Origin of the sequence: Pseudolysinimonas sp. (assembly GCF_044239695.1) — a bacterium.
In the GTDB taxonomy this organism is placed as follows: Bacteria; Actinomycetota; Actinomycetes; order Actinomycetales; family Microbacteriaceae; genus Pseudolysinimonas_A.
Window position 1 is genome coordinate 1 of the sequence record NZ_JBIIAW010000005.1, and the last position, 16420, is coordinate 16420.

Below are 16420 nucleotides of genomic sequence, written 5' to 3' on the forward strand. Positions count from 1 at the left end.
AATCGCGCGCTGACGCCGGGAGCTGCGCAGGCCGACGGCATCGTCATCACGCCGAGCCACAACCCGCCGCGCGACGGCGGATTCAAGTACAACCCGCCGCACGGCGGACCCGCCGATTCGGATGCCACCGGCTGGATCGCCGGCCGGGCGAACGAGATCATCGCGGGCGGCAATCGCGAGGTTCGTCGCTCCACCGACACTCGCGTCGAGGGTTACGACTTCCGCGGTGAATACGTGCGGGACCTCGAGACGGTGCTCGACCTCGGCGCGATCCGCTCGTCCGGCCTGCGGCTCGGCGCCGACCCGCTCGGCGGCGCGAGCGTCGAGTACTGGAAGCTCATCGCCTCGCACTACTGGCTGCCGCTCGACGTCGTCAACCCGTCGGTCGACCCGCGGTGGGCGTTCATGACGCTGGACTGGGACGAGAAGATCCGCATGGATCCGTCGTCGCCGTCGGCGATGGCCTCCGTCGTCGCCCGCCGGGCCGACTTCGACGTGCTCACCGGCAACGACGCCGACGCCGACCGCCACGGGATCGTCACGCCCGACGGCGGGTTGATGAACCCCAACCACTACCTCGCGGTCGCCATCCAGTACCTGTCCACCCACCGCGACGGCTGGTCGCCCGACGCCGCGATCGGCAAGACCCTCGTGTCGTCGTCGATCATCGACCGCGTCGTGGGGTCGCTCGGCAAGAAGCTGTGGGAGGTTCCCGTCGGCTTCAAGTGGTTCGTGCCCGGACTCATCGACGGCTCGGTGGCGTTCGGCGGAGAGGAGAGTGCAGGGGCGTCGTTCCTCGAGCTCGACGGCTCCACCTGGACGACCGACAAGGACGGCATCATCCTCGCGCTGCTCGCCGCCGAGATCCGCGCCGTCACCGGGAAGTCGCCGTCGGCGCTCTACCGGGAGCTGACGGAGCAGTTCGGCGACCCCGCGTACGCCCGGGTGGATGCCGCGGCGACTCCCGCGCAGAAGGCCCGGCTGGGCAAGCTGTCGGGCTCCGACATCGCGGCCGACACCCTGGCCGGCGAGAAGATCGTCGACCGGCTCTCCGCGGCTCCGGGCAACGGGGCGGCCATCGGCGGAGTGAAAGTCGTCACCGAGAACGCCTGGTTCGCGGCGAGGCCGTCGGGCACCGAGGACGTGTACAAGATCTACGCCGAGTCGTTCCGCGGGCCGGAGCACCTCGCCGAGGTGCAGGCCGAGGCGAAGGAGATCGTCGACGCGGCTCTCGGCGCCTAGTACGTGGGCGCCGCCGGAAGGCCGAACATCTCCTCGAGCGTCATGACCCCCGTGTTGTGCATCTCGGTCGCGAGGGCGACGCCGACGTAGCGGACGTGCCACGGCTCGTACTCGTACCCGGTGATCGGCGTGTAGCCGTCGGGGTATCGGATGATGAAGCCGTACTCCCAGGAGTGGGCCGCGAGCCACAGCCCCTGCGACGTCTGGCCGAAGCACTGGTCGAGCGCGCACGAGTTGGGAACGGCGCCGAGGTCCATCGTCCAGCCCGTCTGGTGCTCGCTGTAACCCGGGCGCGCGCTCGTCAGATCGGCGGCCTCCTGGCCGAGCTGGCTGACCCAGCCGTTGTAGACATCCACCTGGCGGCTGTAGCTCCGATAGGTGGAGAGCGACTGCATCGTCTCGCCGGTCTCCGCCGTGTAAGCGGCCAGCAACGCCTGCATCTGGCCCGCCGCCTCGGCGCGCAGCTGCCCGCCGCCGGCGATGTCGATCGCGACGAGGTCGGCCGGGGCGTAGTCCTGGGGGTTGAGCGGTCGCTGCTTGTTGACCACGAGCCACGGGCTCGTCGGGTCGTCGATCGAGAACTGGTCGAGCGGGAAGGTCGGGGTGGGGGTCGGCGTGGGGGTGGGGGTGCTGCTGGGGGTGGGCGAGTCGGAGGGCTCGGCCGCGGGCGTGCCGTCCTTCGGGGCGAAGACGAAGAAGGCGCCGACGACGAGCGCCGCCACGACGACGATCACGATCACCGTCGCGATGCGGCGATTGCGCCGTACCCGCGGCGACGGGCCGCGGTGCCGCACGCGGAGCATCGGCTGGTCGGTCACCGCGACAGCTTACGGGCCCGGCCGGTTGCCGGATCTCTGCCGGAGGTATAAATTTGCAGTCTCCGCAAAATCTTGGAGAACTCTCCTCATCACCGAAGGACCCATGTCCAGTCAGACCGCTGCGCCCACGGGCGAACCGCTGCTCACGCACCGGCAGATCCTCCTCATCATCGTGGGCCTGATGGCCGCGATGTTCCTCTCGTCGCTCAACCAGACCGTCGTCGGCACGTCGATGCGCACCATCGCCGACGACCTCGGCGGGCAGGCGCTGCAGGCGTGGGCCACGACGGCGTTCCTGATCGTGTCGACGATCACCACGCCGATCTACGGAAAACTCAGCGACCTGTTCGGCCGTCGCCCGCTCTTCATCCTCGCGATCGTGCTGTTCCTCGCCGGCTCCCTGCTCTGCGGGCTGGCCAACTCGATGTACGAGCTCGCGATCTTCCGCGCCGTTCAGGGGCTCGGAGCCGGCGGGCTCATGGCGCTGCCGCTGACGATCATGGGCGACATCCTCGCGCCGCGCGAACGGGCGAAGTACCAGGGCTACTTCCTCGCCGTCTTCGGCGTCTCGAGCGTTCTCGGCCCGCTGATCGGCGGCCTGTTCGCCGGTCAGGACGAGCTGCTGTTCCTCGACGGCTGGCGCTGGGTGTTCTTCATCAACCTGCCGATCGGCATCGGCGCCCTGCTGCTCGTGCTCGCTTTCCTGCACGTTCCGCACCACAAGCGCGACACCGTGCGCATCGACTGGTGGGGCGCGGCCACCATCGTCATCGGCCTCGTGCCGCTGCTGCTGATCGCCGAGCAGGGCCGCGAGTGGGGCTGGGATTCTCCGGCCGCGTTCGCCTGCTACATCGTGGGCGTCCTCGGCATCGCCGCGTTCATCCTCGTCGAGCGGGCGATGGGCGAGGACGCGCTGCTGCCCCTCAAGCTCTTCCGCTCGTCGACCTTCTCGATGGCGACGGTGCTCGGCATCCTCGTCGGCTTCGGGATGTTCGGCGCGATGATGTCGCTGCCGCTCTACCTGCAGCTGGTGAACGGCGCCACGCCCACCGAGGCGGGTCTCTTCATGATCCCGCTCGTGCTCGGCCTGATGATCTCGTCGATCGCGAGCGGGCAGATCATCTCGCGCACCGGCAACTACCGCATCTTCCCGATCATCGGTTCCGGGATGCTCGCGGCCTCGTTCGCCTTCCTCGCGCTCGTGGCCGGCGACTTCGACACGCCGGTGATCGTGATCATGGTCGGGATGCTGGTCGCGGGCCTCGGGCTCGGGCAGCTCATGCAGACCCTCACCCTCGCGAGCCAGAACTCGGTGGGTCCGCGCGACATGGGCGTGGCGACCTCCGCGTCGACGTTCTTCCGCCAGATGGGCGGCACGATCGGCGTCGCGGTGATCTTCTCGGTGCTGTTCAGCCGACTGCCCGACACGATCGCGGCGGCGTTCGGCCGGACCGACCTCATCCGCACCGCCCTCGATGCCGCGCTCGACCCGGCCGTCGCGTCCGCGCCGCAGAACGCAGGGATCATGGAGGCCGTCTACGACCCAATCGTCGACCAGATCACGGCGAACCTCCCGGCGGAAGCCGACCTCGCCGACGACGCCGTGCGGGGCGGCGTCGTCGACCAGGTGCTCGCGAACTTCGACCCCGCCGCCGGTGCGGGAGGGGGTTCGCTCGGTACCTCGCTCGACGGCGACACGTCGTTCTTGAACTCCGCCGATCAGGCCCTCTCGGCGCCGTTCCTCGACGGATTCGCGAACGCGACGGTCACCGTGTTCTGGGTCGCGGCGGCCGTCGTCGCGGTCGCCTTCGTGCTGTCGTTCTTCCTCCGCGCGCAGCCGCTGCGCGAGAAGTCGGCGGTGCAGGAGGCCCACGACGCACGCGTTGCGCGGGACGCCCAGGAGGCGGATGAACTCGCCGACGAGTTCGCGATGGATGCCCAGCAGGCCGCCAACACGGTCGGCGCGTACGCGAGCCCCGGGCTCGCCGCCGACCTTGAGGAGCACTCGGAACCGGCCCCGACGACGCGCGCTTAGCTCGCCGATAAGTAGCCCCCGACCAGGTTTTTTCTGGTCGGGGGCTACTTCGTTGTTGACAGCACGCGCGAGAGCTGCCTACTGTGGGCCTCGTTCGTGAGAGCGCTCCCACGACGTCCCTCAGGAATCCACCGCGCACACAAAGGAGTGACCGTGAGAATCTCACGTCCCATCGCGGCGACCGCAATCGCGAGCGCCGCTGCCCTCTCCCTCGTCTTGACGGGCTGCACCACCGGCCCGTCCGACGAGGACGAACCCATCACCCTCACCATCACCACGTTCGGCACCATGGGGATCGATGTGAACTACGACGCCTACATGGAGGCCCACCCCAACGTCACCATCGAGGCCACCAACCTCGAGAACGGTGGCGCCGCTCGTGACGACGCCTACGCGAAGATCGCTGCCGGCACCGGCCTGAGCGACGTCGTCGCGATCGAGGAGGGCTGGCTCTCCACGATCCGCGAGGTCTCCGACGCGTTCGTCGACCTCCGCGACTACGGCATCGAAGAGTCCGACTGGCTCGACTGGAAGTTCGCCCAGGGCACCGACGCCGAGGGACGCGTCTTCGGCGCCGGCCTCGACATCGGACCGCAGGGGCTGTGCTTCCGCGGTGACCTGCTCGAAGCCGCCGGCCTGCCGGGCGACCGCGAAGGCTTCGCGGAGGCCCTCGGCGGCGACAACGCGACCTGGGAGTCGTTCTTCGAGTTCGGCCAGGAGTACACGGCCGCCTCGGGCAAGCCGTTCTTCCACAACCCGTCGTTCATGTGGAACTCCTTCGTCAACCAGCAGGAGGAGGGCTACTACCTCTCCGACGGTGAGACCCTCAACATCGAGGGCAACGACGTGCTGAAGGCTCAGCTCGACCTGATCGTCGAGAACGCCAACATCGGTGCCGGACTCCCCGCGTGGGGCGTCGGCGAGCAGGCCAAGGCCGACGAGTTCGCCGTCTACGTCTGCCCGTCGTGGATGCTCGGTGTCGTGAGCGGCTACTACGACGCCGGCACGACCGGTACCGGATGGGACTTCGCTGACGTCCTCCCGGGTGGTGCCGCCAACTGGGGTGGCGCGTTCCTCGGTGTTTCCGAGTCGTCGGAGCACAAGGAAGCCGCCGCCGAGCTCGCGCTCTGGCTCGCCGCCCCCGAGCAGCAGGCTGCCGCGTTCGAGGCTGCCGGACCGTTCCCCTCGCGGGCTGCGGGCCAGGACCTCGTCGCCGACTCCACCAGCGCGTTCTTCAACGACGCGCCCGTCGGTGAGATCTTCACCAACCGTTCGCAGGGCGTCGTCGCCCAGGTGAAGGGCCCGGAGGACTCGAACATCCAGGACAACGTCTTCGGACCGGTGCTGGACTCGATCAGCCAGGGTGAGATCACCAGCGGTGACGCGGCCTGGGAGGCCGCGCTCACCAACCTGAAGAACCTCGGCATCAGCTAAGGCTCGCTTTCCCCCACCCCCACCGAGCGGCCCCCTGGCGCACCATCCAGGGGGCCGCTTCCCCTCCACGGCACTCCCAGATAGGCACGGCGATGAGCACACTCCAGACCGAAGGTCGGCGAAGCAGCCTGACGTTCCGGCAGAAGCTCTCGAACTTCGACTTCAAGGCCTCGCCGTACCTCTATATCTCGCCGTTCTTCATCCTCTTCGGACTGCTCGGGCTCTTCCCGCTCATCTACACGGTCAACGTGTCCCTGTACGAATGGGACCTGCTCAAGGGGCAGGGCGACTTCATCGGCTTCGAGAACTACCTGATCACGCTGACGGATCCCCTGTTCTGGAACGCCACCTTCAACACGTTCAGCATCTTCCTGCTGTCCGCCGTCCCCCAGCTCATCTTCGCGACGATCATCGCCGCCCTGCTCGACCAGGCCATCCGCGCGAGCACGTTCTGGCGGATGAGCATCTTGCTCCCCTATATCGCCGCCCCGGTCGCGGTCGCCGTGATCTTCACCCAGGTCTTCAACCAATTCGGCGGGCCGATCACCGGAGCGCTGGAACTCTTCGGGCTCGACCCCATCCGCTGGGGCTACGACGTCTTCCCGTCGCACATCGCGATCGCGAGCATGGTCAACTGGCGCTGGACCGGCTACAACGCCCTCATCCTTCTCGCCGCCATGCAGGCGGTGCCGCGCGACGTCTACGAGTCGGCGGCCCTCGACGGCGCCGGCCGCATCCGCCGCTTCTGGTCGATCACGATCCCGATGATCCGGCCCACGATGATCTTCGTCATCATCACCTCCACCATCGGCGGGCTCCAGATCTTCACCGAGCCGAAGCTCTTCGACGGACAGTCGAACGGCGGATCGAACCGTCAGTTCCAGACGATCGTGCTCTACCTCTACGAGATGGCCTTCCCGCGCCGCGACTTCGGCCGGGCGGCGGCAACGGCCTGGATCCTGTTCCTCATCATCATCCTGATCGGTTTGATCAACTACGCCATCTCGCGGGCGATCGCCTCGCAAGACGTCCGACGCGTCCGCGCCCCGAAAGACGCCGCGCTCGACCCGAACGGAGCCCGCCGATGACCTCGACGATCAGCCGCCCGCCGATCGGCCCGGTGACCGTCGTCGAGCCGGAGCGCCCCTCGAAGCGGCGCTTCCGGATGTACGACAAGCCGGGATTCCTCACCTACGGACTGCTCACCGCGTTCTTCCTCGGGGCGGCGTTCCCGCTCTGGTGGTCGTTCGTGATGGGCAGCCGCCAGGCGTCCGACATCAACGCTGTTCCGCCGGTCGTCATCCCCGGACCGAACTTCATCGCCAACGTGATGAAGGCGTTCGAGACCGTCGACTTCGCCAAAGCCCTCGTCAACAGCCTGATCATCTCGGGCACCATCGCCGTGTCGGTCGTCTTCTTCTCGACGCTGGCCGGCTACGCCTTCGCCAAGCTCAACTTCCGCGGCCGCAACGGCCTGATGATCGCCGTCATCGCGACGATGGCGATCCCCACGCAGCTCGGGATCATCCCGCTGTTCATGCTCGTGTCGGAGTTCAAACTGACCAATACCCTCGGCGCCGTCATCATCCCCGGCCTGGTGAGCGCGTTCGGGGTGTTCTTCATGCGGCAGTACCTGGTCGACACGATCCCCGACGAGCTCATCGAGGCCGCCCGCATGGACGGCGCGTCGGCCTGGGGCACGTTCTGGAACGTCGCGATCCCGGCCGCCCGACCCGCGATGGCGGTGCTCGGCCTGTTCATCTTCATGGCGGCGTGGACCGACTTCCTCTGGCCCCTGTTGGTGCTCGGTCCGAAGAATCCGAGCGTGCAGACCGCACTCGCCTCACTCAACGCGTCGGGCGGCCACACGCCCGATCACTCGATGGTGCTCGCCGGCGCCGTCATCTCGATCCTCCCGCTGCTCGTGCTCTTCCTCTTCGCGGGACGTCAGCTGATCAGCGGCATCATGTCCGGGGCGGTGAAGGGCTGATGACCCTCGAACAGGCTCGTAGCTCAGCTGTGCCCGCACTCGAAGGCGTGACCTGGCCGACCGGTTTCGTCTGGGGTGCCGCGACGGCTGCCGCGCAGATCGAGGGCGCCGCCCACGAGGACGGCAAGGAGGATTCCATCTGGGATGCCTTCGCCCGCGTCCCCGGCAACATCGCGCGCGGCGACTCGCCCGCCGTCGCCGTCGACCACTACCACCGGTACCCGCAGGACGTCGCCCTCATGCGGCAGCTCGGTCTCGACTCCTACCGCTTCTCGGTGTCGTGGGCCCGCGTGAAGCCGGGCGACCGCGAGTTCAGCAAGAAGGGTCTCGACTTCTACTCGCGGCTCGTCGACGAACTGCTGGATGCCGGCATCCTGCCGTGGCTCACGCTCTACCACTGGGATATGCCCCAGGCAGTGGAGGAGACCGGCGGATGGGCGAACCGCGACACCGCGCAGCGGTTCCTCGACTACGCCCTCGGCGTGCACCAGGTGCTCGGCGACCGGGTCGCGGACTGGACCACGTTCAACGAGCCGTTCTGCTCGTCCTTCATCGGCTACGCGGGCGGCGAGCACGCCCCGGGCCGTCAAGAACCCCGGGCGGCCCTCGGAGCGCTCCATCACCAGCATCTCGCCCACGGACTCGTGGTCGAGGCGTTGCGTGGGGCGGGGGCCGCCCGGCTCGGCATCACGCTGAACCTCACCAACGCCGTTCCGCTCGACCCGTCGAACGCGGCGGACCTCGACGCCGCGCGCCGGGTCGACGCGCTGTGGAACCGCGCCTTCCTCGAGCCGATGCTGCTGGGGGCCTACCCCGCCGACTTCGTCGAGGACGTGCGCGCGTACGACTTCGAGTCGCTCATCCACGACGGCGACCTGGCGCAGATCGCGCAGCCGATCGACTTCCTCGGCGTCAACCACTACCACGACGATCAGGTGTCGGGGCGGCCGGTCACGACCCCGCAGCCGCCGTCGATCAAGCCCGTCGAGAAGCCGTTGTCGTCGCCGTTCGTCGGCTCCGGGATGCTCACCTTCCCCGCCCGCGACCTGCCGCGCACGGCGATGGGCTGGGAGGTCAACCCCGACGGCCTGCGCGTGCTGCTCGAGCGACTGACCGCGGAGTACCCGAACCTGCCGCCGCTGTACGTCACCGAGAACGGTTCCTCCTACGACGACCCCGAGCCGGTCGACGGCCGCGTGGCGGATCCGCAGCGGGTCGACTACCTGGTGTCGCACCTCGCCGCGATCGCCGCCGCGATCGAGGCCGGGGTCGACGTGCGCGGCTACTTCGCCTGGTCGCTGCTCGACAACTTCGAGTGGGCCTGGGGCTACGACAAGCGGTTCGGCATCGTGCACGTCGACTACGACACCCAGGTGCGCACGGTGAAGGACTCCGGTCTGACCTACGCGTCCGTGATCGCCGCGGCGCACGCCGCCGACGGGCCTGAGCCTAAGATCACCCCGTGACGACCGACGCACCAGTGTCGGCCTCTGCGCCGACCTTGGAGATGGTCGCCGCCCTCGCGGGGGTGTCGCGATCGACGGTCTCGCGCGTCGTCAACGACTCCCCGAAGGTGACCCCCGAGGCCCTCGCCGCGGTGAACGCCGCGATCGAGCAGCTCGGTTACGTCCCCAACCGCGCCGCCCGATCCCTCGCCTCGCGACGCACCCAGGCACTCGCCCTGGTCATCCCCGAGAACACGGCCAAGTTCTTCGCCGACCCCTACTTCGCCTCGGTGATCCAGGGCGCCGCGATGCGACTCGCCGAGACCGACTACACGCTCACGCTGCTGATCGCGTCGGAGATCGACCCCGAGAAGACGCGCCGCTACCTCCAGGCGGGCAACGTCGACGGCGCGCTCATCCTCTCCCACCACTCCGACGACCGCTCCTACGTCGCGCTCTCCCGCACCCTGCCCGTGGTCTTCGGCGGGCGGCCGGCGAACGCCGACGGCGGGGTCGCCCCCGTCTACGTGGATGTCGACAACACCTCCGCGGCCCGCTCGGTCACCGAGCTCCTGATCGCGTCGGGCCGGCGGCGTATCGCCACCATCGCCGGCCCGGCGAACATGACCGCCGGTCTCGACCGTCTCTCGGGCTGGCGCTCCGCGCTGTCGGATGCCGGGCTGCCGACCGATCTCGTCGAGCACGGCGACTTCACGCCGGCCTCCGGGGCCTCCGCGATGGAGCGTCTGCTCGACCGGGGCGAACCGATCGACGGCCTGTTCGCGGCCTCCGCGCAGATGGCCGACGGCGCCCTGTCGGTGCTCCGCGCCCGGGGGCTCGTCGCGCCCCGCGACCTCGGCATCGTCACCTTCGACGACGACTACTTCGCTCAGCGCGCGACGCCGCCGCTGACGACCGTCGATCAGGAGGAGAGCGAGGTGGGCGTGACGATGGCGGAGCTGCTGATGCGCCTGATCGAGGGGGAGGACGTCCCCCGCGTCACGATGATGCCGACGCGCCTGATCGACCGGTCGTCGCAGTAGTCGTCTCGGGAAAGAACGCCCGCACCGCGAGCCAGCCGACGATCGCGCCGACCAGCTGGGCGGCGACGTATCCCGGTGCCGACGAGGGCGCGATGCCCGCGAAGGTGTCGCTGAACATGCGGCCGATCGTGATCGCCGGGTTGGCGAAGCTCGTCGACGACGTGAAGAAGTAGGCCGCGCCGATGTAGGCGCCGACGGCCGGGCCGACGAGGGCGCCGCGGCCGGTGCGCACGAGCGCGAAGATGACCAGCACGAGACCTGCGGTCGCAACGACCTCGGCGAGGAGGTGCGGCACGGTCAGCCGGTCGGTCGTGCTCCAGGACACCGCGGTCAGCCCGAACATCGCGTTGGCGAGAACCGCTCCGGCGATGCACCCGGCGATCTGAGCCGGGAGGTAGAGCGCGAGATCTCCCCGCCGACGGTGGCCGAGGAGGACGTCGACGAGGGTCACCGCCGGATTGAACTGGGCGCCCGAGACCGATGCGAACACGAGGATCAGCACGGTCAGCCCGAGGGCCGTGACGAGCGCGTTCTCGAGCAGCTGCAACCCGACGTCGGCGGAGAGCTGGTGCGCGGCGATCCCCGACCCGATGACGACGGTCGCAAGGAGGGCGCTGCCGACGAACTCGGCGGCCACCCGCCGAAGGGATGCCGGCACGGGCTCGAATCGGGTCACGACGCGAGCGTAGCGGGGATCGACATCCGTCTATGTCCGCCGGTCGGGAACTACCCCATCATCTTCTTCATCTGGTCGGCGATGATGCCGGTGGCGCGTTGCGGCATGAGCCGCGACAGTCGATCGAGCATCTTCGCATCGCTGCCGATCCGCACCTTGTAGCTGCCCTTCTCGATCGCCGCGACGATCTGGGCACCGGCACTGACCGCCGCCGTCATCTTCATCGCACCGGCGGACCCGACCGCGGCTCCCATGTCGACGCCCGAGTTGCCGGCGATGTCGGTTCCCACGGCGCCGGGGAACACCAAGGTCACGGCGACCGCGGTGCCCCGTAGCTCGGCGTAAAGACCCTCGGTGAACAGCTTCACGGCCGCCTTCGACGCCCCGTACGCGCTCTGCCCCGGGAAGGGCACGAGGGCGCCCATGCTCGAGACGTTGACGATGCTCGCGGCCGGGCGGGTGAGGAAGCCGGGCAGGAACGCCTTCACCGTGTTGACGGTGCCCCAGAAGTTCACGTTCATGACGCGTTCGATCGCCGCGAAGGAGAGCTCGTTGATCGGCGTGAAGGTGTGGATGATCCCGGCGACGTTGACGAGCCCGTCGACCGCCCCGTGCACGGACGCCACCCGCTCGGGCAGCTTCTCGATGACGCCGCGATCCGTGATGTCGATCGCGTGGGTCGTGAGTCGGTCGCCGACGTCGGCGAGGCCCGCGGTCGCGGCGAGCCCCTCCTCGCTGAGGTCGAGAGCCGCGACCTCGGCGCCCTTGGCGAGCAGCGCGAGCACGACCTCGCGCCCGATGCCGTTGCCGCCGCCGCCGGTGACGACGAAGACCTTCCCGGTGATGTCCATGACCCCACCGTCCTCGCGTCGTCGCTCCGGGGTGAGAGTCTTTGGTCCCGGGACGTTGGGCCTATGCGATGGGCGTCGGACGAGTCATGCTCGGACGATGCCGGCCCATCCTCGATCGCGCCCGTCGACGCTGCTGCGGCGTTACGTCCTGGTGCCGGTGACCTTCGCCGTCGGGGCGGTCGTCGCCGTGCTCGCTCTCACGGGTCTCGACCCCGCGCCGCAGTGGGTGGCCAGCGGCTACGCCCTCGTGATCGCCGGCATCCAGCTGGCGCGGATGATCGCCCGGCTGCGCGGCGGCGTGCTCGGCATCGACGTGCTCGCCATCATCGCGATCGTCGCCACCGTGGTCGTCGGCGAGTATGTGGCGAGCCTGATCATCGTGCTCATGCTGACCGGGGGGCAGGCCCTGGAGGACTTCGCCGAGGGGGCGGCCGAGCGCGAGCTCACGAAGCTGCTCGACCGCGAGCCGCGCGAGGCGCATCGACTCGACGCGGACGGCACGCCGCATGACATCGCGGCCGAAGACGTCGCCGTCGGCGACCGGCTGCTCGTGCGGTCCGGCGAGATCGTGCCTGTCGACGGCATCCTGGTCTCGGCCGGGTGCGTCGTCGACGAGTCGTCGCTCACCGGGGAGAGCCTGCCGGTGGAGAAGCGCAGCGGCGACCGGCTGCTGAGCGGGTCGGTCGTCGGCAACGCGTCGGCGACCGTCGAAGCCACCGCACTCGCCCGTGACAGCCAGTACCAGGCGATCGTGGCGCTCGTGAAGCAGGCGCGGGCCGAGCGCGCTCCGGTGGTGCGGCTCGCGGATCGCTACGCCGTGCCGTTCACGATCGTCTCGCTCGCGGTGGCGGCGGTGGCGTGGGCGGTGTCCGGCGATCCGACGCGGTTCGCCGAGGTGCTCGTGCTGGCGACCCCGTGCCCGCTCCTGCTCGCCGCACCCATCGCGTTCCTCGGCGGGATCAGCCGGGCGGCGCGGCGCGGAGTCGTGGTCAAGAACGGCGGCGTGCTCGAGGTGCTCTCCCGAGCGCGCATCGTCGTGCTCGACAAGACCGGCACCCTCACCCTCGGCCGTCCGCGGATCACCGGCATCGCGGCCCGGGACGGCCGGGGCGAGGAGCTGCTCGCGCTCGTCGCCTCGGCGGAGCAGGCCTCCTCGCACGTGCTGGCGGCTTCGATCGTCGACGAGGCGCGAGCGCGCGGTCTCGCCCTGCACCCCGTGAGCTCGTCCCGGGAGCACGCGGCGGAGGGGGTCTCGGCGCAGCTCGAGGGCACGAGCGTCGAGGTCGGCACGCTGGCCTTCATCCGGCGGCGGGACGCGAGCGCCGCGGCGGTCGACGTCGGACCCGGCGAACTCGCGATCTACGTCGCCGTCGACGGCCGGTTCGCGGGCAGCATCCGCGCGGCGGATCCGATCCGCCCCGAGGCCCGCGCCGTCGTCGAGGCCCTCGGCCGCCTCGGGGTCGCCGAGGTGCTGATGCTCACGGGCGACGCGCGTCCGACCGCCCAGCACGTCGCCGGGCTGGCGGGGATCACCCGGATCCAGGCCGACTGCCTCCCGGGCGACAAGGTCGCCGCCGTGCGGGCGCTCACCGCCCGGCCCGTGGTGATGATCGGCGACGGCGTCAACGACGCTCCGGCGCTCGCCGCGGCCGAGGTCGGTATCGCGATGGGGGCGCGGGGGGCGACGGCGGCGAGCGAGGCGGCGGGAGCGGTGATCCTCGTCGAGGATCTGATGGCCGTCCCCGACGTCGTCGCGATCGGCCGCGACACGGTGCGGATCGCCCTCCAGAGCATCTGGCTCGGGATCGGCCTGAGTCTCGGGCTGATGCTCGTGGCGACCACGGGGGTCATCCCGGCGACCGTGGGTGCGGGCCTGCAGGAGCTGGTCGACCTGGTGACCATCCTCAACGCGCTGCGGGCGATCGGTCGGCGACGCTCGCGATGAGACGTGGGACGTTGGTCCCTTCTCGCGACCGGCGTCGCCGGACAGGCTGAGCTCCATGTCCGACCTCCTCGAAGTCCTTCACATCGCCGGCGCCGTGTTCGTCGTCGGTCCCATGGTCCTTCTGCCGATGTTCGCGCTCCGCGCTCTGCGCGCCGGCGACGGCGCCCAGGTACGCCGGTTCGCCGGGTCTGCGCTCGGCTTCGGCATCGCCGCCGTCGTCGTCGCGGCGATCGGCTTCGGGGTGCTGGCGATGGCCGACCCGGAGCGCGGCTGGACGCTCACGACGCCGTGGATCCTGGGCTCGATCGTCTCCGCCGCGGTCGCCGCCGGCGTGCATCTCGGCGTCGTCGTACCCGGGCTCTACCGCGCCGCCCGCGAGCCCGGTGCCGGGACGTTCGGGTACGCGCTCGTCGCCACGACCTCAGGCCTGGTCGCGATCCTCATGGTCGTGGTCGTCATCCTGATGATCGTGCGACCCGGCTGAGCCGCTCTCGGGGGCGGTGATCATGACCGGGATGCTGCCGCTCCAGCCGATCAGGTCGTCGCCGGTCGATCCCGCGATGATCTCGCCGACCATCGATCGACGGTGGCTGCCGACGACGATCAGCGCCGAGTCGGCGGCGTAGCCGAGGATTCCCGCCCCGCCCGAGCCGAGGTGCAGTTCGCCGATCACCGCGACGCGCGGATGCCGGGCGACCGTCTCGCGCACGGCACGATCCAGCGCGAGCCGCTCGCTCTCCTCGATCGCCTCGACGAGCGCGGCGCCGCCCGCCGGGTCGTAGTGGGCCACCGGACCGGGCCGCCAGACGCGATGGATGTGCAGCGGCAGACCCGTCGCCGCGGCCTCGAGCGCGGCGACGTCGAGCGCGGGTCCGGCGGCCCGCTCGTCGTCCCAGCCGACGGCGATGCGCGAGCCGTCCGTGCCTGACCAGGTACTCGGCACGACGGCCAGGGTGCAGTGCACGAGACCGCTCAGACGCATCGGCAGGCCGACGTGCAGGAAGGCGCGCAGTGCACTCGGCCGGTCGCTGCCGACGACCAGCAGGTCCGCATCCCGCGACAGGTCGACCAGCACGTCGAGCACGTTGCCCCGCGGCACCGAGGTCGTGACCGCGCACTGCGGGGCGAGGAGCCGGAGCTCGTCCCTCGCGGCCCCCACCGCTGCCCGAGCGGCCGCGAGGAGGACGTCGCCGTCGGTCGCGACCGACACGACCTCGACCGCCGCCCCGAGACGCCGCGCGCGATGGGCCGTCCAGCGGATCGCCGCGAGACTCGTCGGGCGATCGTCGACAGCGAGCAGGATGCGGGGCGACGTCATCTGAGCAGCGTTGCCGGGACGGTCGGGGTGGCCCAGAGTCGTTGGTCCCGCGACGCCGCGGGGGGACCAACGACCCTGGAGGGTTCACGGGAACGGGTCGACGATCGAGGCACCGACGATGGGAGCCGATGATGACCGACCTGGCGAGTCGCTTGTGGACCAACGCCGCGCCGACGGACGACCCCGTCGCGGTGCTCGCAGAGAGCGCCTGCTGGCGCGCGCTCGAGGCCACGCCCGTGGGTCGGATCGCGATCGCGATCGGGGAGGACGTCGAGGTCTTCCCCGTCAACTACACGACCGACGGCGGCCGGATCCTGTTCCGCACCGCGCCGGGGTCGAAGCTGCTCGCCCTGACGGCGCACCCGACGGTCACCTTCGAGATCGACGGGTTCGACGACGCCGCCGCGTTCAGCATCGTGGTGAAGGGTCGGGCGGAACGGATCGAGTCCCAGCAGGAGATGGACGCCGCCGACCTCCTGCCCCTGGCACCGTGGATCCCGACGCTGAAGTACCGCTGGGTGCGCATCATCCCCACCGAGATCACCGGGCGCGTCTTCCGGCGCGACCGGGAGCCCGACCGCTACGTCTGAGCGAGGCGCAGCTCGGCGCGCAGCTCGCGGAGGATCGCGAGCTGCGTGCGGTTGAGTTCCATCAGCTCCTCGATCTCGCGCTTCGCGGCGACGTTGGTCTCGTAGTCGTGCTGCGCGAGGGCCGCCGCGATCGCATCCTGGCGTTTGGCGGCGATGAGCAGGATGGCGCCCTGCAGCCCGGCGAGCATGCTGAGAAAGAGGTTGAGCAGGATGAAGGGGTAGGGATCCCATCCGTCGACGACCCCGTTGATCGTCGCCCACACCACCATCACGACCCCGAACGCGGCGACGAACGTCCACGACCCCATCCCGTTGCGCAGCCAGTCCGCCGCCCGCTCGCCGCGCGTCAGGGTACGCCGCTCGTCGCGATGCCAGTTCGACAACGGGCGGTCGGAGGTCGTGGAGGAGAGGTCAGGCGTGGACATCCGCCACCTCCCGGGTGTCGGCGATGAGGTGCTCGCCCCACTGTCGAGCCCGGTCCGTCTCCTCGGGCAGCAGCCGGCCGCGCTCCGTGACGAGCGCCTCGAAGACCGTGGCGACCGGGACGGCTCCGCGGAGTCGGACCAGGCGGGCGATCGTGCGCCCGGCCGACCCGGAGAGGATCCGTGGCAGTTCGGCCCGCGTGGTGAACGCCGCCACGGGTCGACCGGCGAGCGGCGCCTCGGCGATCCATTCGCGCAGGCCCGGCTCGAGCGCCCGCGGCTCCAGGGCCCTCCCCTGCAGTCGGTAGTCGAGCCACCGCTCCCCTTCGCGGCGGGTCGCGGGCGTCGGCAGCGAGCGGGCGTGGGTGGGCGCGCCCAACACCACGAGCCGGGCGATGTCGAGGTCGCCCACGTCGACGTCACGGATGCTCCGGCACTCGACGCGGGCGCCGGACTGTGCCAGGCCGGCGCTGATCGCCTCCGCGATCCGCCGGGAGGCGCCGAACAGCGATTCGTACGCGACGAGCGCGCGAAAGGATTCCTCAGTCATGTCGCCCAGCGTCGCCTGCGGCTCGGCCCGCGGGCAGGGCCGAAGGTCCCGGACGCCGCGC

General features: G+C 70.1%; 16 protein-coding genes. 10 read left to right on the top strand and 6 right to left on the bottom strand.

What is annotated here, in order from left to right; all coding sequences use genetic code 11:
- On the top strand, nt 1–1242 hold a 1242-nt coding region (locus tag ACILQS_RS01570), incomplete at its 5' end, for a phosphoglucomutase, alpha-D-glucose phosphate-specific (RefSeq protein WP_395638340.1).
- Here ACILQS_RS01570 and ACILQS_RS01575 read toward each other — a convergent pair.
- The gene (locus ACILQS_RS01575; RefSeq protein ID WP_395638341.1) at nt 1239–2060 is read right to left on the bottom strand and encodes a D-alanyl-D-alanine carboxypeptidase family protein; all 822 of its coding nucleotides are present in this window, start codon (nt 2058–2060) and stop codon (nt 1239–1241) included. The genes ACILQS_RS01570 and ACILQS_RS01575 overlap by 4 nt on opposite strands.
- A 103-nt stretch (nt 2061–2163) precedes the next feature.
- On the opposite strand from ACILQS_RS01575, the gene ACILQS_RS01580 reads away from it, so the two are divergent.
- From ACILQS_RS01580 to ACILQS_RS01605, 6 genes are all read left to right on the top strand, one after another.
- The gene (locus ACILQS_RS01580) at nt 2164–4095 is read left to right on the top strand and encodes an MDR family MFS transporter (protein WP_395638342.1); all 1932 of its coding nucleotides are present in this window, start codon (nt 2164–2166) and stop codon (nt 4093–4095) included.
- 153 nt (nt 4096–4248) lie between these two features.
- Entirely contained in the window at nt 4249–5529 is a 1281-nt protein-coding gene (locus tag ACILQS_RS01585) for an ABC transporter substrate-binding protein (protein WP_395638343.1), read from the top strand.
- Nucleotides 5530–5621: 92 nt separating this feature from the next.
- Nucleotides 5622–6617, top strand: a complete 996-nt coding sequence (locus ACILQS_RS01590) for a carbohydrate ABC transporter permease (protein ID WP_395638344.1) — start codon at nt 5622–5624, stop codon at nt 6615–6617.
- Nucleotides 6614–7519, top strand: a complete 906-nt coding sequence (locus ACILQS_RS01595; protein WP_395638345.1) for a carbohydrate ABC transporter permease — start codon at nt 6614–6616, stop codon at nt 7517–7519. The genes ACILQS_RS01590 and ACILQS_RS01595 overlap by 4 nt, the downstream gene beginning before the upstream one ends.
- Nucleotides 7519–8985 (top strand): glycoside hydrolase family 1 protein, encoded by a 1467-nt coding sequence (locus ACILQS_RS01600; protein WP_395638346.1) that lies wholly within the window; start codon nt 7519–7521, stop codon nt 8983–8985. Before ACILQS_RS01595 ends, ACILQS_RS01600 begins: the two co-directional genes overlap by 1 nt.
- A complete protein-coding gene (locus tag ACILQS_RS01605; RefSeq protein WP_395638347.1) occupies nt 8982–10007 on the top strand; it encodes a LacI family DNA-binding transcriptional regulator in 1026 nt (341 codons plus the stop codon). The genes ACILQS_RS01600 and ACILQS_RS01605 overlap by 4 nt, the downstream gene beginning before the upstream one ends.
- Here ACILQS_RS01605 and ACILQS_RS01610 read toward each other — a convergent pair.
- Together ACILQS_RS01610 and ACILQS_RS01615 are read right to left on the bottom strand one after the other, a co-directional pair.
- The gene (locus ACILQS_RS01610; RefSeq protein WP_395638348.1) at nt 9964–10683 is read right to left on the bottom strand and encodes an aquaporin; all 720 of its coding nucleotides are present in this window, start codon (nt 10681–10683) and stop codon (nt 9964–9966) included. The two genes, ACILQS_RS01605 and ACILQS_RS01610, sit on opposite strands and share 44 nt — an antisense overlap.
- A 50-nt stretch (nt 10684–10733) precedes the next feature.
- Entirely contained in the window at nt 10734–11534 is an 801-nt protein-coding gene (locus ACILQS_RS01615) for an SDR family NAD(P)-dependent oxidoreductase (protein WP_395638349.1), read from the bottom strand.
- A gap of 97 nt (nt 11535–11631) precedes the next feature.
- On the opposite strand from ACILQS_RS01615, the gene ACILQS_RS01620 reads away from it, so the two are divergent.
- Nucleotides 11632–13479 (top strand): heavy metal translocating P-type ATPase, encoded by a 1848-nt coding sequence (locus ACILQS_RS01620; protein WP_395638350.1) that lies wholly within the window; start codon nt 11632–11634, stop codon nt 13477–13479.
- A gap of 55 nt (nt 13480–13534) precedes the next feature.
- A complete protein-coding gene (locus ACILQS_RS01625; protein ID WP_395638351.1) occupies nt 13535–13963 on the top strand; it encodes a conjugal transfer protein TrbL in 429 nt (142 codons plus the stop codon).
- Here ACILQS_RS01625 and ACILQS_RS01630 read toward each other — a convergent pair.
- Nucleotides 13901–14797, bottom strand: a complete 897-nt coding sequence (locus ACILQS_RS01630) for a universal stress protein (protein WP_395638352.1) — start codon at nt 14795–14797, stop codon at nt 13901–13903. The two genes, ACILQS_RS01625 and ACILQS_RS01630, sit on opposite strands and share 63 nt — an antisense overlap.
- Before the next feature lie 131 nt (nt 14798–14928).
- Here ACILQS_RS01630 and ACILQS_RS01635 point away from each other — a divergent pair, with 131 nt between their 5' ends.
- The gene (locus ACILQS_RS01635) at nt 14929–15387 is read left to right on the top strand and encodes a pyridoxamine 5'-phosphate oxidase family protein (protein ID WP_395638353.1); all 459 of its coding nucleotides are present in this window, start codon (nt 14929–14931) and stop codon (nt 15385–15387) included.
- Here the strand turns inward: ACILQS_RS01635 and ACILQS_RS01640 are convergent.
- Together ACILQS_RS01640 and ACILQS_RS01645 are read right to left on the bottom strand one after the other, a co-directional pair.
- Nucleotides 15378–15812, bottom strand: a complete 435-nt coding sequence (locus tag ACILQS_RS01640; protein WP_395638354.1) for a DUF1003 domain-containing protein — start codon at nt 15810–15812, stop codon at nt 15378–15380. The two genes, ACILQS_RS01635 and ACILQS_RS01640, sit on opposite strands and share 10 nt — an antisense overlap.
- Complete coding sequence (locus tag ACILQS_RS01645; protein WP_395638355.1) at nt 15799–16359, bottom strand: flavodoxin family protein; 561 nt, start codon at nt 16357–16359, stop codon at nt 15799–15801. Before ACILQS_RS01645 ends, ACILQS_RS01640 begins: the two co-directional genes overlap by 14 nt.
- Nucleotides 16360–16420: the final 61 nt, after the last annotated feature.